At 56.3% G+C, this 20097-nt stretch carries 28 protein-coding genes; 8 read left to right on the top strand and 20 right to left on the bottom strand.

Going from position 1 to position 20097, the window contains the following annotated elements; all coding sequences use genetic code 11:
- Positions 1 to 3: 3 nt before the first annotated feature.
- Together K5K89_RS28455 and K5K89_RS28450 are read right to left on the bottom strand one after the other, a co-directional pair.
- On the bottom strand, positions 4 to 1560 hold the full coding sequence (locus tag K5K89_RS28455; RefSeq protein ID WP_169882229.1) for a type IV secretion system DNA-binding domain-containing protein: 1557 nt from the start codon (positions 1558 to 1560) through the stop codon (positions 4 to 6).
- Positions 1553 to 1945 (bottom strand): hypothetical protein, encoded by a 393-nt coding sequence (locus tag K5K89_RS28450; RefSeq protein WP_261401117.1) that lies wholly within the window; start codon positions 1943 to 1945, stop codon positions 1553 to 1555. The genes K5K89_RS28455 and K5K89_RS28450 overlap by 8 nt, the downstream gene beginning before the upstream one ends.
- A 428-nt stretch (positions 1946 to 2373) precedes the next feature.
- Here K5K89_RS28450 and K5K89_RS28445 point away from each other — a divergent pair, with 428 nt between their 5' ends.
- From K5K89_RS28445 to K5K89_RS28430, 4 genes are all read left to right on the top strand, one after another.
- A complete protein-coding gene (locus tag K5K89_RS28445) occupies positions 2374 to 2829 on the top strand; it encodes a hypothetical protein (protein ID WP_222541788.1) in 456 nt (151 codons plus the stop codon).
- Positions 2826 to 3545: a StbB family protein gene (stbB, locus tag K5K89_RS28440; RefSeq protein WP_011475366.1), complete on the top strand. Its 720-nt coding sequence runs from the start codon at positions 2826 to 2828 to the stop codon at positions 3543 to 3545. The genes K5K89_RS28445 and stbB overlap by 4 nt, the downstream gene beginning before the upstream one ends.
- A gap of 3 nt (positions 3546 to 3548) precedes the next feature.
- A complete protein-coding gene (locus tag K5K89_RS28435) occupies positions 3549 to 3935 on the top strand; it encodes a hypothetical protein (protein ID WP_019694541.1) in 387 nt (128 codons plus the stop codon).
- A 138-nt stretch (positions 3936 to 4073) separates the two neighbouring features.
- On the top strand, positions 4074 to 4877 hold the full coding sequence (locus K5K89_RS28430) for a SprT-like domain-containing protein (protein WP_219022094.1): 804 nt from the start codon (positions 4074 to 4076) through the stop codon (positions 4875 to 4877).
- Between the two features lie 734 nt (positions 4878 to 5611).
- On the opposite strand, the gene K5K89_RS28425 is transcribed toward K5K89_RS28430, so the two are convergent.
- From K5K89_RS28425 to K5K89_RS28355, 15 genes are all read right to left on the bottom strand, one after another.
- Positions 5612 to 5881: an antirestriction protein ArdR gene (locus K5K89_RS28425; RefSeq protein ID WP_219022095.1), complete on the bottom strand. Its 270-nt coding sequence runs from the start codon at positions 5879 to 5881 to the stop codon at positions 5612 to 5614.
- Between the two features lie 254 nt (positions 5882 to 6135).
- The gene (locus K5K89_RS28420; RefSeq protein ID WP_222541787.1) at positions 6136 to 6408 is read right to left on the bottom strand and encodes a hypothetical protein; all 273 of its coding nucleotides are present in this window, start codon (positions 6406 to 6408) and stop codon (positions 6136 to 6138) included.
- Positions 6401 to 6730 carry a TrfB-related DNA-binding protein gene (locus K5K89_RS28415; protein WP_222541786.1) on the bottom strand — a complete coding sequence of 110 codons (330 nt, stop codon included), beginning with the start codon at positions 6728 to 6730 and terminating at the stop codon, positions 6401 to 6403. Before K5K89_RS28415 ends, K5K89_RS28420 begins: the two co-directional genes overlap by 8 nt.
- Positions 6731 to 6753: 23 nt before the next feature.
- The gene (locus K5K89_RS28410; protein ID WP_222541785.1) at positions 6754 to 7176 is read right to left on the bottom strand and encodes a hypothetical protein; all 423 of its coding nucleotides are present in this window, start codon (positions 7174 to 7176) and stop codon (positions 6754 to 6756) included.
- Positions 7177 to 7230: 54 nt separating this feature from the next.
- The gene (locus K5K89_RS28405) at positions 7231 to 8058 is read right to left on the bottom strand and encodes a DUF932 domain-containing protein (protein WP_219022099.1); all 828 of its coding nucleotides are present in this window, start codon (positions 8056 to 8058) and stop codon (positions 7231 to 7233) included.
- A gap of 194 nt (positions 8059 to 8252) precedes the next feature.
- On the bottom strand, positions 8253 to 8762 hold the full coding sequence (locus K5K89_RS28400) for a single-stranded DNA-binding protein (RefSeq protein WP_257603926.1): 510 nt from the start codon (positions 8760 to 8762) through the stop codon (positions 8253 to 8255).
- Between the two features lie 50 nt (positions 8763 to 8812).
- A complete protein-coding gene (locus K5K89_RS28395; RefSeq protein WP_222541784.1) occupies positions 8813 to 9241 on the bottom strand; it encodes a hypothetical protein in 429 nt (142 codons plus the stop codon).
- 639 nt (positions 9242 to 9880) lie between these two features.
- Positions 9881 to 10300, bottom strand: coding sequence for a hypothetical protein (locus K5K89_RS28390; RefSeq protein WP_222541783.1), 420 nt, complete (start codon positions 10298 to 10300; stop codon positions 9881 to 9883).
- Positions 10301 to 10311: 11 nt separating this feature from the next.
- Positions 10312 to 10530: a hypothetical protein gene (locus tag K5K89_RS28385; RefSeq protein ID WP_110973480.1), complete on the bottom strand. Its 219-nt coding sequence runs from the start codon at positions 10528 to 10530 to the stop codon at positions 10312 to 10314.
- 81 nt (positions 10531 to 10611) lie between these two features.
- Positions 10612 to 12294 carry a DNA cytosine methyltransferase gene (locus tag K5K89_RS28380; protein ID WP_222541782.1) on the bottom strand — a complete coding sequence of 561 codons (1683 nt, stop codon included), beginning with the start codon at positions 12292 to 12294 and terminating at the stop codon, positions 10612 to 10614.
- A gap of 51 nt (positions 12295 to 12345) precedes the next feature.
- A complete protein-coding gene (locus tag K5K89_RS28375) occupies positions 12346 to 12588 on the bottom strand; it encodes a hypothetical protein (protein ID WP_110973482.1) in 243 nt (80 codons plus the stop codon).
- Positions 12589 to 12709: 121 nt separating this feature from the next.
- Positions 12710 to 13003, bottom strand: a complete 294-nt coding sequence (locus tag K5K89_RS28370; protein ID WP_222541781.1) for a hypothetical protein — start codon at positions 13001 to 13003, stop codon at positions 12710 to 12712.
- A gap of 5 nt (positions 13004 to 13008) precedes the next feature.
- Positions 13009 to 13305, bottom strand: a complete 297-nt coding sequence (locus K5K89_RS28365; protein WP_222541780.1) for a hypothetical protein — start codon at positions 13303 to 13305, stop codon at positions 13009 to 13011.
- Positions 13306 to 13499: 194 nt separating this feature from the next.
- On the bottom strand, positions 13500 to 13661 hold the full coding sequence (locus tag K5K89_RS28360) for a hypothetical protein (protein WP_169882213.1): 162 nt from the start codon (positions 13659 to 13661) through the stop codon (positions 13500 to 13502).
- A 63-nt stretch (positions 13662 to 13724) separates the two neighbouring features.
- Complete coding sequence (locus K5K89_RS28355) at positions 13725 to 13943, bottom strand: hypothetical protein (RefSeq protein ID WP_219022106.1); 219 nt, start codon at positions 13941 to 13943, stop codon at positions 13725 to 13727.
- Between the two features lie 209 nt (positions 13944 to 14152).
- On the opposite strand from K5K89_RS28355, the gene K5K89_RS28350 reads away from it, so the two are divergent.
- The 4 genes from K5K89_RS28350 (at position 14153) to K5K89_RS28335 (ending at position 17040) form a co-directional block, all read left to right on the top strand.
- On the top strand, positions 14153 to 14455 hold the full coding sequence (locus K5K89_RS28350) for a type II toxin-antitoxin system RelE/ParE family toxin (protein WP_011475355.1): 303 nt from the start codon (positions 14153 to 14155) through the stop codon (positions 14453 to 14455).
- Positions 14452 to 14748 carry an addiction module antidote protein gene (locus K5K89_RS28345; protein WP_011475354.1) on the top strand — a complete coding sequence of 99 codons (297 nt, stop codon included), beginning with the start codon at positions 14452 to 14454 and terminating at the stop codon, positions 14746 to 14748. Before K5K89_RS28350 ends, K5K89_RS28345 begins: the two co-directional genes overlap by 4 nt.
- A 590-nt stretch (positions 14749 to 15338) precedes the next feature.
- On the top strand, positions 15339 to 15767 hold the full coding sequence (locus K5K89_RS28340; protein WP_222541779.1) for a LexA family protein: 429 nt from the start codon (positions 15339 to 15341) through the stop codon (positions 15765 to 15767).
- Entirely contained in the window at positions 15757 to 17040 is a 1284-nt protein-coding gene (locus K5K89_RS28335) for a Y-family DNA polymerase (RefSeq protein WP_222541778.1), read from the top strand. The genes K5K89_RS28340 and K5K89_RS28335 overlap by 11 nt, the downstream gene beginning before the upstream one ends.
- Before the next feature lie 631 nt (positions 17041 to 17671).
- On the opposite strand, the gene K5K89_RS28330 is transcribed toward K5K89_RS28335, so the two are convergent.
- Genes K5K89_RS28330 through K5K89_RS28320 form a run of 3 tightly spaced genes read right to left on the bottom strand, consistent with a single transcriptional unit; the run spans position 17672 to position 20034 of the window.
- Complete coding sequence (locus K5K89_RS28330) at positions 17672 to 18940, bottom strand: DUF1173 family protein (protein ID WP_222541777.1); 1269 nt, start codon at positions 18938 to 18940, stop codon at positions 17672 to 17674.
- Positions 18941 to 18950: 10 nt separating this feature from the next.
- Positions 18951 to 19460, bottom strand: a complete 510-nt coding sequence (locus K5K89_RS28325) for a hypothetical protein (protein WP_222541776.1) — start codon at positions 19458 to 19460, stop codon at positions 18951 to 18953.
- Between the two features lies 1 nt (position 19461).
- The gene (locus K5K89_RS28320) at positions 19462 to 20034 is read right to left on the bottom strand and encodes a helix-turn-helix domain-containing protein (protein WP_222541775.1); all 573 of its coding nucleotides are present in this window, start codon (positions 20032 to 20034) and stop codon (positions 19462 to 19464) included.
- Positions 20035 to 20097: the final 63 nt, after the last annotated feature.

Genomic DNA, 20097 nt, shown 5'->3' with positions numbered 1-20097 from the left:
TCGTTACGCGGCTTGACCGGTGATCATGATTGCCTGGGCGCGCTCTTTGTAATCAATGTACGGCGTCTTTACCTTGGTGATCGGGAAGTCTTCACCGAATTTCACGTAGGCGACCAGATCTGGAAGGTTGGAGATTTCAGAAGCCTGAACCACCGGCTCATCCCGCGTGACTTCCTCGGTCCTGGTCAACTTGCCCGCGGTGTAGGATTTCCGCCAACGCTTCACATCGTGAGAGCCGAGGATTTCGCTGGCCATGCCTGCGTTCTTGGCGTTCGCTGCAGCAAGAATGACGTAATTTCGGAAGCACGAAAGCAGCGTTTCCGCATCGTCACGGCCATAACTGGCGTTGAGTTGCGACCAATCCTGCAGGCTGCCGACCATACGCAGACCATGTTTCCGCCCTTTGGTCGCCGCAGGAACGAAGCTTTCCAGTTTGCCGAGGGACTGCAGCTCGTCGAGGAACAGCCATAGCCGTTTGCCTGTCATCGGCTCTGAGCTGAGGATCGTTGCACAGATGGTGTCAATCCACGTGGCCACCAGTGGTTTCATGGTGTCCCGCATGTCCTCCCGCCAAGTGATGAACAGATTGCCGGCATTCGGATCGTTCACCCATTGGTAGATGGAAAAATCGCCCTTGCTCATGTAGCGCAGCGGACGAATGTATTTGTTCATCATGAACTGGATGCTGGCGATTGCCTTCTCTGCGTTGTCGCGGAAGTAGCCCTCGGAGTCCGTGTTGGCCAGGAAGGCGCGGATGGTGTCGCCATCCTCCCGCACCAACAAATTCACCAGCGTGTCTTGGTTCGGGTTGTTGGTTTCTTTCAGCTTGCGCATGGTGTCGGACAATACGTCGCGAGCGTACGCGCACCATTGCTCGTCACTCGGATCGACCTGGGGCGGGATTATCGACTTGGCCATCCGGTTGAAGTCATGGATGCCACGGATCTCGTTGAAGATGGTCCAGCCAGCGGAGCGGGCGTCGAATGGGTTGAGAATGTAATCGCCTTTGAAACTGAATTTCGAATAGAACGTGCCGTTTGGGTCGACAACGGCCATGCGATCACCACGCTTCAATGCCGAGGCGATCATGCCTTCCATGGTCACCGACTTACCGGCACCGATAGACGCGCAGATCATCGTGTTTCGATCTTCAAGGTGCAGAGGCATAGGCAGCTTGCCAATCATGATCGGCTCAGACTTGGCCAACCCTCGTTTTTTCCTCTCGCGATTCGTCTTCTCGTTACGGCGGCGCACCTTTGCCTTGACGGTATGCCAGTTTTTTATCTCCGAGCCCCGCAAAAATTCCTGGTACTGCTCGCCCCGGAACCCATCGTCACAATATTCGTACAGGTAATAAACCAGCGAAGCGGCGACCGCTGATGTGGCAATTGTGGCCCCCAGTACAATCGGGTTGTGCCAGCCGTTGTGAAGCGTTTCCTTGAACGCTGCAGGGAATGGCGTCAACGGCATCTGTGCCAAATAAACGCCTGCTGCCCATCCAGCGATCGGCAAACCGAAACCCGCTGTCATCACTGCAGAATCGACTTCTCTTTTATGCATTGTCCTCTCCTGATAGACGTTCGATATCGCTGGCCAGCTCTGGCAACAGCGTACTGATCAGCTGATCGGCATCGGCCAGATGGCTGAGTTCGGCACGCAATTGGTTGACCTTTCCTTGCTGTAAACCTTGGCGCAGCAAGTAGACAGCAATGGTCAAAAGGGTGCGATTTTGCGCCTGAGCCTGGCTGACGTTTTCGAGCAAACCAAGCATGCGTTGCTGATCTGCCCAGCTGTCTAAATCGGTCTGTCGGCCCCCCGATTTTTCGTTGGCCAGAGCCTTGTCACGCACGTAGGTGGACAGGTGTTTGTAGCCTGCCAACGCTGCCGCTTGCTCAAGGCGAGCCTCTTGGTCGTCGTTTAAACGTATTGGAAGTGTCTTCGCCACGGTGGTCCTCTCTGAGCCAAAAATGGGACATATTCAGGCTAACGATAACTGCCGAATAGCCGTATAGCAAATGTAATACATAAAAAGCTTGATTTTGCTGGTCCAAATGGTACTTTTGTAATACATATGTATAGCGCATCAAAAACAGGCTTTTGCTCTGCAAGCCGCGCACAGCGCGGCTGTCACCTCCCGCAAGGGGGGTGCGTGTTGTGTATTGAGACTTTGACCCTGTTAAGGGGAAAAGTTGAAGCTCTTGTTAAGGGCGTATCCACTAGTCAGGCCGTAGGCCGTAGGGGGGTAGCACAGATGGTATGCAGAAAGGGTGCAGGAAGGGTGCTAAGAGAGAGCAGGAAGAGTGCAACTTGACTACAGGTAGGGGGCGAGTAAGATGCACATAGAGTGCAATAGGGGTGCAGATAGGGTGCAAAATGGCCGACAAAGATCTAACCAATGCACTGATGGCGGTAGGGCCTGAGTCAAAGGCAGCGAAAATACGCCAGGTGATGCCATTGATTGAGCAACAACTGAGTGCGGGTGTACGTCGCCAAGTGATCCTTGATGTGTTGAAACAACAGGGGATCGAATTGAGCATGGAGACGCTGAAAAGTTACCTGTACAGGTATCGTAAAGCGCAACGACAGAACCCGGCGACACAGACCAAAACGACAAGCCCAGTGCCAAGCATGCAACCAGTGATTGAGCGTGAGGCACCAGAAAATGATGGAGGTGTATCGTACGATACAGATGCAGATTCGAAGGTCAGCCAAACGGCCCCGTTGGGGCCGAATGAGCTGAGCAAGATTATGAATCCTGGGGATGATCAGAACGCCTCAGATCTGGCCATGTATGAGAATGCAGGCCGTCGAAAAAGGACGCCAAAATGAAAATCGCAGTAGTCAATTTCAGCGGTAACACCGGCAAGACAACCTTGTCCGATTCGCTGCTGTCGCCACGCATGGGCGGCGTACGTTTCGCAGTAGAAACGATCAATGCCGGCGCATCGGATGATGCCGCCGAGATCGAGCGGCTCAAGGGTCGCCAGTTCGGCGAGTTGTCGGAAATTCTCATGACGGAAGACAACGCCGTGGTAGACGTTGGAGCATCCAACGTCGAAGATTTTTTCAAGTACATGGGCCAGTTTGCAGGCTCGCACGAAGAATTCGATTACTTCCTGGTACCTACGGTCTCCGAGAAAAAACAGCAAGCGGACACGATCAACACGATCAAGACGCTGGCCGCGCTGGGCGTTCCGCGCAGCCGAATTCTGGTGGTCTTCAACAAGGTCGAGATCGACGACGCGGACGACTTGCCGCACACCTTCGCAGCGCTGATGGGTTTCCACGAACTGGAGAAGAAATTCACGCTCAAGCGTGATGCGGTGATTTACTCGAACGAAGTGTTCGAACGGCTCCGGGCCTTGAAAACCAGCATCGCCGCTGTGGTGCAGGACACCACGGATTACCGCGAGCAACTGCGAGCCGCGCAAGACGATGCCGCAAAGGAACAGGCCAAACGGATGATCTCTGTGCAGCGCCTGGCAAAGTCGGCCTGGCAAAACCTCGATCAGGTGTACGCCACGCTGTTTGGAAAGGGGAAGTAAGCGATGGCCAAGGACGCTACGACAGCGCGTGAAGCGATGGTCGGGCAGATGATGGAAGATTTCGACGCGCTCGTCCGGCGCCTGGAACAGGTCGACGGCGAGTTGGCGGCGAAGATCTCCGAGGCGGTGCGCGATGGCTCGGGTAAGGCTCTGCTCCAGTCGCAGATGAACTTCGAATCCATGATGGAAAAGGAGCGCAATGCCCTGATCCTTGCCGGACGCGAAGCGGTCGCAAGGATTGGTAACGAGATTAACCGGAGTTCGGCCAATCTGATCACGGCGCAAGCGCAGCGCCGCGCCGTGGGATTTTGCGCAATGCTCATCGGTGCCGGTGTGGTTATCGGCGCACTTCTCATGGTTGTAGGCCAGCAGCTCAGGCTATTCGGTTGATCGAGGGGGCACGGCCCCCTTTTTTTGGGGTGTATCCTGTATCGTACGATACAGGATATGCTTTCCCAAGAATTACACCCGCCCCGCCGCTGGTAATCAGGTTGTGGGGTTTTTCTCGCATGCGAGAAAGGAGTCCCTATGTCCGCTACGCCAAGTCAGCAGCTTTACGAAGAAATTGAAGGGGCCTACGACTGGTTCAATGAGAGGTTGTTTGACGGGCAGCTGCCCGGCTGCATCTTCACCCTGCAACGAAAAGCCAATACGTTTGGGTATTTCTCGCCGTCGCGTTTCCTGCGCCGGAACGGCGCGGGAAAAAGCGATGAGATTGCGCTCAATTGCGCCTACTTCGCGCATCGTCGGATCGATCAGACGCTTTCCACACTCGCACATGAACAGGTTCATCAGTGGCAAGACCACTTCGGCACGCGATCACGAAGCGGCTACCACAACCGCGAGTGGGCCAACAAAATGAAGTCCATCGGACTGATGCCGTCCGATACAGGTGAGCCAGGTGGTAAGCAATGCGGCCAGCAGATGACGCACTACATCATTGATGGTGGGCCATTCGCTGTTGCATGCCAGGAACTGATTGAACAGGGCGGCATGCTTTCTTGGATTGACGTGGTTACCCAACGGGTGGCCATGTCAGCGACCCAGCTTTATGGGCCTGATGGAAAACCCGTCGAACAGCCTGTGGCTGATCCGACGATAGACATACTGGCGCTAACCTCGGCGGGGTTGCTGACTCCTGCCACTAACCCCGAGGATCCGAAGAACAAGCGCAAATACACATGCCCGAGCTGCCATTTGAATTTGTGGGGTAAGCCTGGTTTGAGCGGTCGCGTGCAATGCGTCGATTGCAAAGTGCTGTTCGTTGATGCGAAAGAGCTGGTCGAAGTACCTGCAGATCAGCCCTCAGTTGAGCCGGTCGCAAATACCTGACGGTTCAGGATGAACGTCAGGTATTCGCGTCTGGCCGCTGCCGGTCAGGCGACTTTATGGCTGCGGATCCAAGGGCGCAGCTCTTGGTCGCCGAAGGCAGCTCTTTCGCCGGTGGGCTCACGCATGAAAAATCGTCCAGCGAGCGGGGCCCAACAAAGGCCCAAAGCGAGCGGTGCAGTTATCCACGGACCAGGCGCGCTTTATGCCTGGGCGGTGGGTAACTGCAGGGCGATTTCCTGAGTCGTGTGCAGATCTCGGACGTGAGCCCAGCGGCGACCGGCCAACTGGCCGGTGGTCTTGTCTGCGGATCCAAGGGCGCAGCTCTTGGTCGCCGAAGGCCGCTTTTGCGCTGCAGGAGCTCACGCTTGAAAAATCGTCCAGCGAGCGAGGCCCAACAAAGGCCAGAGCGAGCGGTGCAGTTGTCCACGGGCCGGGCGTGCTGTTTGCCCGGGCGGTGGGCAACTGCAGGACGATTTCCTGAGTCGTGCGCAGATCTCAGACGTGAGTTGCTGCAGCGCCCGGCCGCAAGGCCGGATGGTTTCAAATCCGACCGGGAGGTCGGCCAAGGTAAAACCCTGTGCCGTACGTTACAACGCAAGCGGAGCGCGCAGGCCGAAGGCCGGAGGCGTGAGGATGGAAGCCCGAAGGGCCAAGACCTGGCGCGCTTTTGGCCAGGGCTTGGTTCACGACAGCCGCCCCCCGAAGGGGGCACGCACAGGAAGGGAAATTAGGGGCTAACGTTGGGCGAGATTCTTGTTTGCTGCTGGGGCAACCTCTGCCCACTGTTCGGCTCCGTTCTGATAATTACCACCTTCGGCAATGAACACTTGGCCATCTTCTAAAACCGCGTACACACCTGGTCTTTCATGGTTCGGATCGCGCAGCTCGTTTTTCCAACAGTAGGCTGAGCGCTCCCAAATGCACACGATCCCCCCAGTGTGTTCCTGGTTGTTTTGCCGCCATTCACTGGCGATTTTTCGAAGTTCAGCGATTGAGTGTTGCATATGCACCTCTCTTGACCGAGATCAGTGGGAGACTCTAACCCTGTGCAGGCAATGGAATGTCGGGCGGCGTCGGGGTTAGGCATGGCACCCTTGCCGGGTTTTTCGCAATCTCCGCACAGTGATTTTCATAGTCAGCTTGGGCGCGGTGCTTAGCGTATTTTTGTTGAATCCATCCGGTAACTAAAAAGATCACCAGCCCAACAAATAGGATTTTCTGGCGTCGCGTTGTGGCTGTTTTCATTGGTGAGTTCCATTCACTTTGATTCGGGGAAAACGATACCTTGTAGCGTCCAGCTCACAAAGCGGTGCGCCTGTTCGATCTCGCTTTCCAGCGCTTGGCGATCAGGGCAGTTGTGATCATCGGCGGCGTCTTGCAACAGGCGCACGCGGTCGAGCTGGTGCAGCAGATCCGGCGTGAGGGTGACTGTCATTGGCGCGAACGTGTAGGCCACTGGGTCATCTTCAAACAGCACCGGCAGTGCCATACCGTTGTCTTTGAGCCATGATTTGAAGTCGGTCTTATGCATCCTTGCCACCCTTTTTCGGTGCCGGTTTGGCGTCCATATAGGGCTTGGCCATCTCTATGACTTGCGCGGCCAGCTCGGGTGGCAACCAAACCATAACGGGAACTAGCTCGCTTGCCCCGTGTTCGTCCAGGATGGCCCGCACCCGCTTTACCGCCGCATGAACGGTCTGTTTCGACATGTCTCTAGCGTTGGCCACGTCTTGCGGTCGCTGGCCATCAACCAAGATGGCCTTGGCGATCTCTACCGTAGAGACCGCCAAGCGGCGCGAGGCGAATACCGGCGATATTCGTTTCCAGTCCTCGGCGGTGTAAATCGGCTGCATGTAGTAACTCCGTTTTTCAGTGGTCAATGATTCGAGGCCACCGCTGTGCAGATCCGAGAACGGATCTCGCTATGGGTGATGATCGGCAAACACAGGAACGACCAGCAATGACCGAAACAACGGGCATACACGCGCACCAAATCACCGACCTCGGGGGCCTGCAGTATGAATGAATCGCCGGTTTCATCGGCGAAGTAGTCCAGCACCTGGCCATGACTGACCGCAAAATCAAAGCGCGCCTCAGTGATGCGCGCAGGCTTGGTGCCGTTGCTCGATTCCTGCGCCTGCAGGAAAGCGGTTTGATCGTCCAGCACTGCGCCGGGGTGACGCACGCGAATCTCCGGCAACATTAGCCAGCTGCAGCGTGCGGCCCACATGTTGGGACCAATCTCGCGGGCATAGTCAATGATTGTGGTTTGACCTGGTACAAAGAAAACTTTCGACATGGCGGCTATCTCCTTGCGAGGTAGGCCGGGCGTGTAGCGCCCGGCCTGGACTTGTTAGGCGGCTTGGCGAATGTGCTGAGCCAGTACCCAAAGGGCGCGATTCAATTTCACGTCCTGGTCAATGCCGGAGACGGCGCGGGTAGTGGTGCGGCGACCTTGCTTGTTGCGGCCTGTAAGCCCTCCCTTGATGGTGTTTTCCTGTACTCGGTTGAAGGTGGTCCAGAGATCATCGGCCCGATCCTCGGCGCGACGTGGACGCAGTAACTGGCTAGCTGTCACCGGCGCCGGGCCTTCGGCTGGGTCGTAGCGGTACGCCAAAGCAGCCTCGGCGAAGGCGTGTTGCAGCTCGGGACGGATCTGGATTTGTTTCATGGTTTCGCGCTGATCCTCGATCAGTGCGAACTGATTCAGCACTTCGTAAGCCCCCTCGATGACTTCGCCGATCACGTCTTGGCGGCCACTGTGACGGACTTTCTGATCCATCGCGGCTTCGCCCAGTACAAGGCCGTTGGCACACACAAAGCGGAAGCAACCGCCCATCATCTGGTAACTGCTGGTGCCATCGTGGCTGTTCAGCAGGATGATTTCGTTCGCCTCCTTGTCCATGATGTTCGACGCATGGCGCAGACGGATCATGTGTTTGGTGTGCTGGATCTTGTCGGAGTTGCGAACGCGGGTTTGGCAGGCCATGAAGGGTTCGAACCCTTCGCTGCGCAGTGCGGTGAGCACGTCGACGGTTGGGATGTAGCGGTAGCGATCGGAGCGGCTGTCGTGCGCTTCGACTGCGAAGATGGAAGGCGCAACGCGGGCGATCTCATCATTGGTCAGTGGGACGTTGCTGCGAACCATGCAAGGGTTGCGGAAGTTGCTGGATAGACGCATTTTTGAATCTCCTTCGCGATTTGCCTGGGCGGTTGCCGCCGCTGGTTCCAGGCTGTCTTAGCGGTATTGCTTCGACGTAGAAATTATCGCAAAAGATCGTTTCTCGGTCAACTGTTAGTACAATCTAATTTTACTTATTTTGATAATAAAAAGCCCGGCGCTGGGCCGGGCTTTGGTTGCGCAGACCGTCAGGTCTACTGCAGCAAGCAAGAAAAACGATAGGGGTCCATGAACGGGATGTCGTCATCCATGGGGTCATATGCGGGCAGCGGTTGCGGCGCCGCTTGTTGTGGGGCCGATTGTTGTGGTCGCCGCTGTTGCTGCGGCCTTGGCGCCTGGTTGGTGCCGTCCTGGTTCTGCGGTCTGCCCCCCAGCAGCTGCATGGTGCCTTGCATGTCTACGACAATTTCTGTCGTGTAACGCTTGATACCGTCCTTCTCCCATTCGCGGGTTTGCAGCTTGCCTTCGATGTAGACCTGTGAACCTTTGCGCAGATACTCGCCGGCAATCTCGGCCACCTTGCCGAACAGGGATACCCGGTGCCATTCGGTTTTTTCGACCTTCTGCCCGGTTTGCTTATCGGTCCATTGCTCACTGGTGGCCAAGCTCAGATTGGTAACGGCGTTACCGTTGGGGAGATAACGAACCTCGGGATCTTGACCGCAAGTCCCGACCAGAATCACTTTGTTTACGCCACGGGCCATGATGGAAACTCCTTTTAGATGCCCCGGCGTGCCGGGGCTGTGGGGTGGTTTTAGTGATTGTCGTAATCGATATAGGTTTCGTCGCCTTCGAAGCAACCGCATGGGCAGGTCATTTCATCAAGGCCATGTTGGCAATAGCCATCCTCCGCGTCTTGCGCTCGCTGGGCGGCCCTTTCACTCGGGGATTGGTATTCGTATTCCTCACGGGCATAAACGAAAACCTCGGCGTACTCAGGCGATTCCTCGTTGGTTCCGAACTCGCGTTCAACATCTGCGCAGAAAAAGTTATGAACGACTGTTTCATATGTCGGGGCACGTTTGCAGGCGTCTGCAAAAAATGCGTCGACCTTGGCTTTCATGCAGTCGATATTGGAAGTCACCGGCTTAGAAATACCTTTGGCAAAAGCCAGGAAGTCATCAGCGGTCAGCCAGTTGTGAAAGATCGGGGCGGTGGCTTGAAACTGGGTATGAGTGTTCATTGAAAGCTCCTTCGCGATTTGCCTGGGCGGTTGCCGCCGCTGATTCCAGGCTGTCTTAGCGGTATTGCTTCGACGTAGAAATTATCGCAAATCCACTACCCAAAGTCAACTATTGGTAAAATCTAAACTGACCATCTGTCGGGGTTCTCGCATGCGAGAATTTACCGAAATCCCTTGCCAACGCCGCTCTGCCGGTGCTGCTTGGATGCCGAGGTTTGGGAGCGGGAAATAAACGCTTTTCAAAGCAGCAGCCGCAGGCTGCATCAAGCCTTTGGGGACTGGAGCGCGCTGCCGGTGGTGGGTCTGCTCGTCAGCGTCGGTAGGTCGCGGTAAGCCCGGACTATCCAGAGCCGGGCCGCGTGCAAGGGGTCGTGGAATACCGCAGGCGCGAAGCGACAAGGATATGCCGCGAAAGCCCCTTGCAGGCAAGGCCGGGCGGCGGATAGGCCATTGGGGCGATCCGCTACCTACCGATGCTGATGAGCCTACCTGGTGATGCGGAAGGACCGGCAAGCGGAGCGCGCAGGCCGCAGGCCGGAGACGTGAGGATCGAAGCCCGAAGGGCCAAGACCTGGCGCGCTTTTGGCCAGGGCTTGGTTCACGAGAGCCGCCCCCCGAAGGGGGCACGCATGAGAGGGGTTAGGTTCGGAAAGTAGCCAGCTCGGCGGCGAGTAGCACGCTCTGACTGGGCGACAGTTTTCCTTCGGTTTTCAGTTCTTGGATGACGGCAGAAACAGCCCAATACCCTTTGGGTGGGCTCCTTCTGTCTCTGTCTCGCACCGATAGAGATTCTTCCAATGTCTTCAATGGCTGGATGCACTCAGGGAATAGCACAGAGAGTTCATCCAGCTTTATTGGATTGATAACCAGCTCGGGGAAATAGTTGGCCAGAGCTGGCCGATCTGAATCCATCAGGCTTTGAATCCCGATGCGCAGATCCTGTTTCACAGAGCCAGTTGCTGCCCAGTAAGCACCGGTAATCAGATCCTCTGAGGCGGTCTCAAGCCACATCAACACGTCAAGGTATTCGGGCGTGCGCATTGCATTGGTGGTGTCCATGACTTCGTTCCTCAGAGGTCCATTTCATCGCGTGCGGAATCGATCAGCGAACGGCATTGTTCCGCACGTCGCATGTAGGTCAGGCCGTTGCCCGGCCAGATCGAGGCGGCGGCTTCGTAAAGTTCCGCGGCTGAATACCACTTCTTGTGCAGTTCTGCCAGCCGCGCAGCGGATTGCAGTGCATGGCAAGAACGTTCGGCTTTGCTTTGAGTGAGGTCACGAAAGTGCATTTGTGGATCTCCTTCGCTGAAATCCCGGGGCGGTTGCCGCCGCTTGATCCGGGAGGGATGCGCCCCGTCAGGGGCGCAGATTTATGCTGCGTTATCGAGGTGGTTGGCCAACGACAGGCCAACGGCCACGGGCCGGACCCATACGGGCATGTGGCTGAGCAAAAAGGTTTCGCCTTGCTTGGCCAGCAAAATGGTTTGAGCCATCACACCGGCAATCGCCTCGGCGGCATTCGGCGGAACCGCGTTACCGATTCGTTCCCGCCATGCCTGATCGCTCAACCCGTCCAGCTCTAGCATTTCCTCGGGATCAACGAGGCTTTGCAGTGCAGCCATTTCCAGTGTGGTGAAAGGCCGGTGCCAGGTGCCGTCAAGGCTTCTGATCACACACGTCAGGCGTTCATTCGCTGCCGGCATTCGAGGATCAGCGACACTCCAACGGCCATTGTCCAATCGCGCACTGGCGGAGACAGCGCCTGCAGTGCTGTCCCACGGGACGACGCCGTAATGTCCGCCAGTGAGGTACGCATCACCTTTTACGCGGCGCAGGCCGGAGCGGGGATCCTGTACCGCAAAGGCCCCCTGCCCTGTTGTGCTGCCCGCAATCACTGTTCGGGCTGATCCGTCCCAACGGGTAACGTTGTACTTGCCGTGGCCACCAGCTGCGCCACGCGGATCCGCAACGCTGAACGTGCCTTGACCTGGTGACTTGACCCCAATGATTGCGCCGCTGGTGTCCTCCCACTTGCGCACGCCATATTGATGATATTGAGGCGCGTCTATGGGGCTGCGCGGATCTGCGACAGAGAATGCCCCGTTGGTAGGTCCTGATTGGCCCGCCACGGTGCCTACGGCTTTATTCCAGGCGTTTACACCCAAGTAGCCTGAGAACGCCTCTGGCACGATTACAAAGTCCCGCAGATAGCCGTCATGGATCGCCAGTTGATCGAGGCTGCGCCAATCCTTGCCCGCTTCGACAAGGGCGAGTCGCACCCACGTTTTCCATTGCAGTGACGGCACGCGGTGCATTGGGCCTGCGCGCTCGATGTCACCTGGCATCGGCATGCGGCCGAGGACGGCACCAACGGATTGCAGCGACTTCTTTTCCGGCTCGTACAGGAACGGTGGAACCTTCTCGACGTGGCGGGCGACCAGCAAGAACCGTTTGCGAGATTGGGCCAGTCCGCCCAGTTCGCCGCAGTCGTGGGTCGTCTCCGATACGGCGTAGCCGAAGAACTCAAGAATCTGCCCGATCTGGTCAAGCAAGTGTCGGCCACGGCTGGCCAGACGCGGTACGTTTTCGAACACGATCAAGCTGACTGGGTTGTGTTGCCACGCTTCGCACATAAGCCACACACAACGCAGCGTCAGCTCGTTGAGTGCCTGATATTTGGGGGTGAGGCTCAATGCTTCGGACAATAAGCCCGACGCGCCTTTGCATGGGCTGCTGATGAACACAACGTCAGGATCTTGGTTGCCAGCGGCGCGGCGAATGTCATCCGGCGTAGCCTCCCGCCAATCCGCAGGCGGTTGCTTACCGTGAAACGCGATGTACTGCTCGCGGGTGAACAGATCCATCTGAGTACCTGGTACACCGGCCAAGCGCTCAAAATCCTTGAGCGCTCCGGCGTCCACGTCGACACCACCGACGCAACGCCATTCGGCCTGCAGCTTGCCGACTACCTCTTTGTTCTTGTTGAAACCCTTTGCGCCGCCGCCAAGACCGCAGCAGAAATGAAAGTGCTTGAGTACGTACCTGATAGGCATGATCGCATTCCGTCACTGGTGCCCGGACCGTGAGGTCCGGGCTTGCTGAGGTCAGATGGCTGAGGCAGTCGCTTCGGCCATGTCGCGGAAGATTTCGGCGTGCAATTCCAACGGGAACTCTGCGAGAACTTCGCGCTGGCCAATGCCGGAGCGCTGCGCAACAACCATGTAGAGGGTGACGGTGGAAGGAATTTGCCCAGGACGGGCTTGGTGGGAAGGCTCAACGGTAAAACCGCTGTACTCGCGAAGGGTTTTCGCATCGCTGAAATAAAACAGGTGGGTTTCGGTAGTCATTGTTTGAATCTCCTTCGAGTGACTTGGAGCGGTTGCCGCCGCTTTGTCCCAAGCTGCCGAGGCGGTATTGCCTCGACAAATTCATTATCTCAAAAGAGCGATTCAGGGTCAACTATTAGTATCATCCGTTTTTACTAGAAATTGATTTTTCTTTATCTTCTTTGTTGGACAGGTAGTCGGCAACAATGAACGAGCTGAGGAACCCCCCAGCAATGCCGATTGCCAATGCAAGAGCAGTTGCAGTACCCAGCCATTCCTGTTCGCTGGCAAGTACATATTCATTAACCACGGAGCCGATACCGCCCAAAAAGATGAAAAAGAGCGCCCCGCACCCAACCATTGACGCTATGAACATGCCATCAGATTTATTTTCGCGGATCGGTTTTGGTGTCGGGGTGTTTGGATTGGTTTTCATGGTAATCATCCTTGAACATTGATCGATTTAGGTGATGGAGTGCAGCCCAGCTCGCGTGGGCCAGCAAGGCGAGCGACGTAGCGCGGCTTAGGTTTGCGAGTCCAGTCATTATCTTTCGCACATTGTGCAGCATCTGCGCCTGTGCGCGCACGAACGTACATCGTGTGGATGACCTTCTGTTTCCTGCCGGTGTGCGCGATTAAATCAACCGCGAAGGTCTTCCACTCTTTGTCCTTCCAGAATGCGTGAGCGTCCGCCTCATCGCCGAACAACATGCGTTCTTGGCGTGGTGTCTGAATCATGTTTACACCCGAATGCCCGGCGAACCGGGCTTCCCGAATTAGTAGTCCGTGCCTGCCAACAGCACGTGCCAAAGATCGCCGCTCACAAAGCGCAACTGGCATTTGACGCCTTGGGCGCGAAGCGCGTCCCGAGTCTCGATTGCGAGGGTCAACGAAATTTCAGTGAGCCCAGCCGGTTTGGTAGTGGTCATGGATCAGTAACCCAGCCAATGCATTACGTCTCGGGACTTGTACTCCGAGTGATCGCCCAGCTCGTCTACAAGATCCGCGAAGGCGAGGGAATGTTTCTCGCACTCGGCTTTTGCTTCGTCGCGGCTTACCACGTTGTCTTCTTCGAGAGCTTCGTCCAGGGTCATCGTTATCACCTCATCTGTCGGGGTTGCCCGGTGCTTACCTGCACCGGGCGCGCTGAATGTTGATTACTCAGTGTCGTCGCCTTCGAGATCACTGAGACTCGGTGCCAGGTCGACCAACGCGCGCTTACCCTTCGGATCGATGACAGTGAACACGCATGCGCTACCTGGCTCACCATTCGCGACATGCTTAGCGAAATAGCGTTTCGCAACCGCTTCCACTGCCTCTCTGGGGCCGCCAGTAACATCAACGTCCATTTCCCAAATAACACGATGAACAGCCATTTCATTCTCCTTCGCAATTCGCTTGGGCGGTTGCCGCCGCTGGTTCCAAGCTGCCGAAGCGGGATTGCTTCGACGGAGAAATTATCTCAACAAACAGAAATTGAGTCAACTGTTAGTATCATTCGATAGGACTATTTATTTACTTTCTCGCATGCGAGAATGTACCAATCAGCTTGACCATGTGTCATATATATAATACACTTATACACATGAAAACGATTATCCAAACCGCCACTTACATGACTTGGGAACGCAAACTGCGTGACAAGAAGGCCAAACTGATTATCGCGGCGCGGGTGTTGCGCGTAGCCCACGGCTTGCTTGGTGACGTGCAGCCAGTCGGTCAAGGCGTCAGTGAGTTGCGTATTCATCATGGCCCCGGCTACCGGGTGTATTTCCAGCAGCGCGGCGATCAGCTGGTCCTATTGCTCTGCGGTGGGGATAAAAGCAGTCAGGCGCGGGATATAGAAACCGCAAAAACTCTGGCAAGCCAGTGGAGTGAAGACGAATGAAAGAACCAATTTACGAATACGATCCAGCGGAATTACTCACTGACGCGGAATCTATCGCCATCTTTATGGCTGATGCTTTCGAATCTGGTGATGCCTCATTTATCGCGCAGGCGCTGAGCGTGGTAGCTCGCGCCAAAGGTATGACCGCGATTGCAAAAGAGGCTGGCGTCACACGCGCACACCTCTACCAACTGAAAAACGGCAACCCAACGCTGAAAACCATGATCGGCGTGATGCGTGCGGTTGGCCTGGACATGACGGCAAAACAGCACGTCGACGTAGCCCACGGCTAAACGTCCGCAAATCAGGCCCGCCATTGTGCGGGTTTTTTTCGAACCCCTTGCCAACGCCGCTCTGCCGGTGCTGCTTGGATGCCGAGGTTTGGGAGCGGGAAATAAACGCTTTTCAAAGCAGCAGCCGCAGGCTGCATCAAGCCTTTGGGGACTGGAGCGCGCTGCCGGTGGTGGGTCTGCTCGTCAGCGTCGGTAGGTCGCGGTAAGCCCGGACTATCCAGAGCCGGGCCGCGTGCAAGGGGTCGTGGAATACCGCAGGCGCGAAGCGACAAGGATATGCCGCGAAAGCCCCTTGCAGGCAAGGCCGGGCGGCGGATAGGCCATTGGGGCGATCCGCTACCTACCGATGCTGATGAGCCTACCTGGTGATGCGGAAGGACCGGCAAGCGGAGCGCGCAGGCCGCAGGCCGGAGACGTGAGGATCGAAGCCCGAAGGGCCAAGACCTGGCGCGCTTTTGGCCAGGGCTTGGTTTACGAGAGCCGCCCCCCGAAGGGGGCACGCCTGCAGGTTGCCGTTCCTTCCATCACTTCCCGCTGGCTGTCGCGTAAAGGCTGGATTACTGTACATGCAAACAGTATTCCGGTGATTTATGAAAGTCGTAGCAATCCAGCCACTCTTGGGATCTGGCATCCCGCTTCAATTGTTGTCCTGCTCCGCTGCCGGTGGATTTCCCAGCCCAGCGGCTGATTATTACGAACCGCCCATATCGCTCGACGAACTGTTGAACATTCGAGCGCCGCATATCTGGATCGTGAAAGTCGAAGGCGAGAGCATGCGCGACGCTGGAATTTTCACCGGAACGCGGTTGATCATCGACCGAACAGTGACGGCGTGTTCCGGACACATTGTGATGGCGTATGTCGACAACCAACCGTTGGTAAAGCGCCTCGCCAAGTCAGCTGCTGGCTGGACACTCGAATCAGCAAACCCGGCATACAAGTCCGTCACCCCCGACGAATACAGCACAGTGGAAGTATTCGGCGTTGTGACCTGGAGTTTGTCGCCTCATGAGCTTTGAAAAGCGGCGTCCTGTCTTCGGCCTGGTCGACGCAAACTCGTTCTACTGCAGCTGCGAACGAATTTTTCGGCCTGAGCTGAGGCAGCGGCCTGTCGTTGTCCTTTCGAACAGCGACGGTGCGATTGTTGCGCGCACAAACGAGGCCAAGGCTTTGGGTATAAAAATGGGCGAACCCTATTTCAAGATTCGCAAATTCTTGGAGCAGAACGGTGTTGCCGTGTTCAGCAGCAACTACACGCTTTATGGCGAGTTGTCGCACAGAATGGCCATGGCTACAGCGTCTTTGGTCAGTTCCGTGGAGCAGTATTCGATTGACGAATCCTTCATACGACTAGAAGACCAGCGCGAGCCATTGGTCGACGTGGGCCGAGCAATTCAGGCCCGTGTGCTGCAGTGGGTAGCGCTGCCGGTTGGTGTGGGGATCGGTCACACAAAAACGCTGGCCAAAGCCGCGCAACACGCATCAAAGATTTGGCGAGACAAGACCGGAGGCGTAGTCGATCTGCGACGGCCAGAGGCTGTCGAGTGGTTATTGCGCCGTATGCCGGTCGAGGAAGTTTGGGGTATTGGCAGACGTATGCGCGATAACCTGGCCATCGAGGGAATCACTACCGCTTGGCAGCTTTCCCATGCGGAGCCTCGGACGATGGGCCGCAAATATTCAGTCGTCCTGGAACGAACGATCAGGGAGTTGCGTGGCGAGTCCTGCATTGAGCTGGAACAATGTCCACCGGACAAGCAAACCATTTGCTCAAGCAAGATGTTTGGTCAGCGTGTCCACACCATCGAGGGACTTGGCCAAGCGCTGGCTACCTACATTCACAAGGCCGCTGAGAAGCTTCGCAAGCAGCGCTCGTTATGTGGTGGGCTGCGCATTGGCATTCAGACATCATTTCATGGTGACGGCCCCAAGTACGCCAATGCGGCCACAATCATTCCTGATTATCCAACCGATGATGTGCGGGTGCTGACAAGGCACGCGCTGCGTGCGTTGGAAGGCATCTACAGACCGGGCTTTGCCTACAGCAAGGCAGAGGTAATGCTGATGGATTTGAGGAAGCGGGGGGAGTACACGCAGGATCTGTTCGCGACCAGCCAACCGGCTCGCACTGATGCCCTGATGAACGTTATGGACAAGATCAACAAGCGTTGGGGGCATGACTGCTTACGCACTGCAGCCATGCCGCTGTCGCCGGACTGGGGCATGCGTAGGGCACTGCTGAGCCCTAGCTACATGACCAGTTGGGATCAGATGTGGACAGTGAAGTGCTGAATCGCAGGCAAAAAAAAAACCGCCTGAGAGGGGCGGTCTTTTTTGCTGGTCTGGTTGAGAGACCTGGCCAGCGGTTCCACTAGATACAGTCACTGAGGACGATAGTAGAAAGAGTTGACATATATGTCAATCACTACGTCTCATCCTACGTCACTGTCGATCACGCTGGCATGATGCCATTCCAAAGCTGAAAAGATGCGGTATGATGCCCGCGCTTACGTGCGATTAGTATCAAGTGGAAGGGGCTGGACGTAAAGATTTCGCTGTACCACCCCTCCCTACACGGCCCTGAGAAAGCCGTGCTGGTGGATGTTATGGGAGGGCCAACCCTCGGTCGTACTTCCACTAGATACAGTCACTCGTACCTAAAACGCTGAGTGCCAGCACAGGCGTTGGAAGGATGGCCAGCCAACACGGAGGCCATGAAATATGAAGCGCACGCTAAATATTTTGAGCCACGTTTGGGCAACCTTGCGTACTTTGAGCATGCTCAAATCCGCTTGGGAGTTCATTCGTGATCATCACGACGATCTGCTGTAAGGGATAGTCTGGTGACGAACAGCCGCCCTAGCTCGCTAGGGCGGTTTTTTCGTTTAAGCACACCAGAATTCTCGCGTGCGAGAAATGAGTATCACGTCCGAACCGATGGGAACGGTGGAATTGCTTTGCCTTGTGGGTCTGAGCTTGCGTCCCAAGCCCACCACCTGGACCCGTAGTGCGCCCGGTAGTAATCAGCCTTTACCTCTTTTCGCGCCAGATACTTGGGATCAGCACGGCCATAAACCTCCATCGGATACTCAGTGCCGGCACTCGCGTCCATCAGCCAGAAGTCCGGGAATACCTGGTCCTCGCTTGAGTCGAATCGTAAGGGTTTGACGAACCTGCGCGATTCCTCCCGCAACCTGGCCTCGATCACAGCTTCATACGAGGATTCCACCGGGATCCACTCGTCACTGACCACCATCAACGCGACATTGAGCGCCTGTGCTTTACCCGGTTCCGTGGGTTGATCGGTCTGAACAATCGCTATAACCCGCCGTCCTTGCCTCCAGGCCGACAGCTCACGCTTGAATCGCCGAGCAACGGTCGACCAGATCTCGTCATCGAGGAACATGCGAGGTACGCCATTGAAGCCGGTTATGGTCAGGTAGCGAGCTGCGGTTTTTTCCCGGTCCTCGGTATGAGCTGCAAGCGGTGCGATCACCAATAAGCGACGGTTGTTCTTGATTGCGCTCTTGACCTTCCGCTCGTTGGCCTCGGATTGAAAACCCTTCGAGCCAGCCGCAATGACAAGCGCATCGCCGATCCGCATTCTGGACGCAAGCATTCGATCTGCAGCGTCTTGCAATCTGCTATGTACGAGGCCCAACCCGCGCTTTCCAGCCATACCAGGCGACCAAGTGTTGAGCCCGGCTTCGTTCCAGAGCAGATGCAACAGGCCGAGCAGGGTCATTGCTGGTTTGGTCGCTTTGCTGCTGGCCGAGCTGCTGCCGGTGGCTTCGGGAGGCTGCCCAGTGTCTGCAGGCTCTTTCTTGCGCAGCGAGAGCGTGAGCTTGATCTTAAGATCCCCCTCGGACGTTTCCTCAACAACGCCTTTACTGTACGAACCAAGACCAGACTTATCAGGATCTGGCGAGTAGTAGATGCAATCCAAGGCGTGTTCGGCGCCGGTGCGGGGATAACGTGAGAGGTGGAATGAATCGCTGTCCGACATATGCCGTACAGCAAGCAAACGACAACCGGTGCCTGGACACTGACAACTGACAGTGGCTTGCTTGTGCGCTTTCTGCAGCACCGCTTTCCATGGTGCTGCAAAGCTGGCCTGAGTCTGGAACTGTTCGCTGTAGTGCTTGACTGAATCGCCGTGAACGATGGTCACGGCGTATCGTTGATCAGACATAAGATGACTCCTACGGATCGTCGTGGAGCGCGTCGATAGCGGTGCTGGCCATGCGCGCTAAATGCGCTTTAGCCACGTCCGCGACAGCTTCCAGCCAGCGAGGGAAAAACTCGTCGAATGTGAAGTCAATGACAGCACCATCGTGCGGGGATTTGGCGCTTCCCAAATCGATAAACTGCGCGGTGTCGCCGATCCGGCAAAGGTCGTAGGGATCTTCCTGCTGAAACCAATCCAGAAATGCGGCCGCTGGGCCGTGTTCGACCAGAACCTCATAGACGTCATGGTCAGGGCCTGTGAAATAGTCATCAGGCCCGTCGCTTTGTACAACTTCTTCCACGTGCCGGATCTGAGCCCGTACATAGCTTGAAGACATTGGTTGGATCTCCGTGTGGTTGCTGACGCCAGATCGGCGCGCTCTGTAAATACCCACGGCCACGGTGTATGATTGGCGCGTGGATTTTTGCTCCTTCGCAAAAAACCTAGAAACCCGCAAGCATTGCCGTGCTGCGGGTTTCGTCATTTCAGGGTTCCTTCTTTTCGCTGCTGTGCGGAATCGAAGGCATATCAGGCAGATCTACACCGTCTAATGAGTTCTGCGCCGGTGGTGCCATACCTGGGCCGGATGGCAATTGGATTTCCCCATCGTTCATGGTCGGCAGTTGCTTGAGATTGTCGCTGCCAAGATCTGCCTGGTCCTCTGACGATATAAGCACTCGCGCATTGAAGCGGGCGTACTGCAGATTTTCGCGCTTGTCTGCCCATGCGATCCGGCTATTCACCACATAGGCAAGTGTTCCGCCGCGTTGGCCACCTACACTGATGGTCTGAATCCAGTTGTGCTTGGCCAGGACGCTGATCGCCCGCTTCGTGGTCGCAATGGACGTGTCCATCATCTTGGCCAAAGTCGACTGGCTGACGATCAATGCACCGGACTTATCCATATGCTGAACAATGATGTGCATCAATTGCCCGGCCCTCGGCGCTTGAGCGATGAGAGCCGCCCATGCTTCGTGCCCAGCTCGTTCGGTCTGAACCCATGTGCCGCGTTGTGTCGGTTGGACCAGTGCGCGGACTTCCCCTTCGTCATCAATCATCGTGCCTCCGGCAAGCTGTGTTAGCGTGTTAGATATCGTGCAAATTTGGAAGATATCGAACAA

Source organism: Pseudomonas sp. DR208 (assembly GCF_019823005.1).
GTDB lineage: Bacteria > Pseudomonadota > Gammaproteobacteria > Pseudomonadales > Pseudomonadaceae > Aquipseudomonas > Aquipseudomonas extremorientalis.
The sequence above is the reverse complement of the archived record's forward strand: the minus strand, read 5'-3'. Positions and strand labels throughout refer to the sequence as shown.

Coding starts and splice junctions, on each gene's coding strand:
- K5K89_RS28385 (WP_110973480.1), bottom strand. CDS start 10,530: ATGCACTTTCGTGACCTCACTCAAAGCAAAGCCGAACGTTCTTGCCAT.
- K5K89_RS28400 (WP_257603926.1), bottom strand. CDS start 8,762: ATGGCCCGTGGCGTAAACAAAGTGATTCTGGTCGGGACTTGCGGTCAA.
- K5K89_RS28320 (WP_222541775.1), bottom strand. CDS start 20,034: ATGATTGATGACGAAGGGGAAGTCCGCGCACTGGTCCAACCGACACAA.
- K5K89_RS28325 (WP_222541776.1), bottom strand. CDS start 19,460: ATGACGAAACCCGCAGCACGGCAATGCTTGCGGGTTTCTAGGTTTTTT.
- K5K89_RS28445 (WP_222541788.1), top strand. CDS start 2,374: ATGGCCGACAAAGATCTAACCAATGCACTGATGGCGGTAGGGCCTGAG.
- K5K89_RS28330 (WP_222541777.1), bottom strand. CDS start 18,940: ATGTCTGATCAACGATACGCCGTGACCATCGTTCACGGCGATTCAGTC.
- K5K89_RS28335 (WP_222541778.1), top strand. CDS start 15,757: ATGAGCTTTGAAAAGCGGCGTCCTGTCTTCGGCCTGGTCGACGCAAAC.
- K5K89_RS28360 (WP_169882213.1), bottom strand. CDS start 13,661: ATGACCCTGGACGAAGCTCTCGAAGAAGACAACGTGGTAAGCCGCGAC.
- K5K89_RS28355 (WP_219022106.1), bottom strand. CDS start 13,943: ATGGCTGTTCATCGTGTTATTTGGGAAATGGACGTTGATGTTACTGGC.
- stbB (WP_011475366.1), top strand. CDS start 2,826: ATGAAAATCGCAGTAGTCAATTTCAGCGGTAACACCGGCAAGACAACC.
- K5K89_RS28350 (WP_011475355.1), top strand. CDS start 14,153: ATGAAAACGATTATCCAAACCGCCACTTACATGACTTGGGAACGCAAA.
- K5K89_RS28375 (WP_110973482.1), bottom strand. CDS start 12,588: ATGACTACCGAAACCCACCTGTTTTATTTCAGCGATGCGAAAACCCTT.
- K5K89_RS28365 (WP_222541780.1), bottom strand. CDS start 13,305: ATGATTCAGACACCACGCCAAGAACGCATGTTGTTCGGCGATGAGGCG.
- K5K89_RS28405 (WP_219022099.1), bottom strand. CDS start 8,058: ATGCGTCTATCCAGCAACTTCCGCAACCCTTGCATGGTTCGCAGCAAC.
- K5K89_RS28390 (WP_222541783.1), bottom strand. CDS start 10,300: ATGGACACCACCAATGCAATGCGCACGCCCGAATACCTTGACGTGTTG.
- K5K89_RS28340 (WP_222541779.1), top strand. CDS start 15,339: ATGAAAGTCGTAGCAATCCAGCCACTCTTGGGATCTGGCATCCCGCTT.
- K5K89_RS28345 (WP_011475354.1), top strand. CDS start 14,452: ATGAAAGAACCAATTTACGAATACGATCCAGCGGAATTACTCACTGAC.
- K5K89_RS28370 (WP_222541781.1), bottom strand. CDS start 13,003: ATGAAAACCAATCCAAACACCCCGACACCAAAACCGATCCGCGAAAAT.
- K5K89_RS28455 (WP_169882229.1), bottom strand. CDS start 1,560: ATGCATAAAAGAGAAGTCGATTCTGCAGTGATGACAGCGGGTTTCGGT.
- K5K89_RS28420 (WP_222541787.1), bottom strand. CDS start 6,408: ATGCATAAGACCGACTTCAAATCATGGCTCAAAGACAACGGTATGGCA.
- K5K89_RS28425 (WP_219022095.1), bottom strand. CDS start 5,881: ATGCAACACTCAATCGCTGAACTTCGAAAAATCGCCAGTGAATGGCGG.
- K5K89_RS28410 (WP_222541785.1), bottom strand. CDS start 7,176: ATGTCGAAAGTTTTCTTTGTACCAGGTCAAACCACAATCATTGACTAT.
- K5K89_RS28415 (WP_222541786.1), bottom strand. CDS start 6,730: ATGCAGCCGATTTACACCGCCGAGGACTGGAAACGAATATCGCCGGTA.
- K5K89_RS28430 (WP_219022094.1), top strand. CDS start 4,074: ATGTCCGCTACGCCAAGTCAGCAGCTTTACGAAGAAATTGAAGGGGCC.
- K5K89_RS28380 (WP_222541782.1), bottom strand. CDS start 12,294: ATGCCTATCAGGTACGTACTCAAGCACTTTCATTTCTGCTGCGGTCTT.
- K5K89_RS28435 (WP_019694541.1), top strand. CDS start 3,549: ATGGCCAAGGACGCTACGACAGCGCGTGAAGCGATGGTCGGGCAGATG.
- K5K89_RS28395 (WP_222541784.1), bottom strand. CDS start 9,241: ATGAACACTCATACCCAGTTTCAAGCCACCGCCCCGATCTTTCACAAC.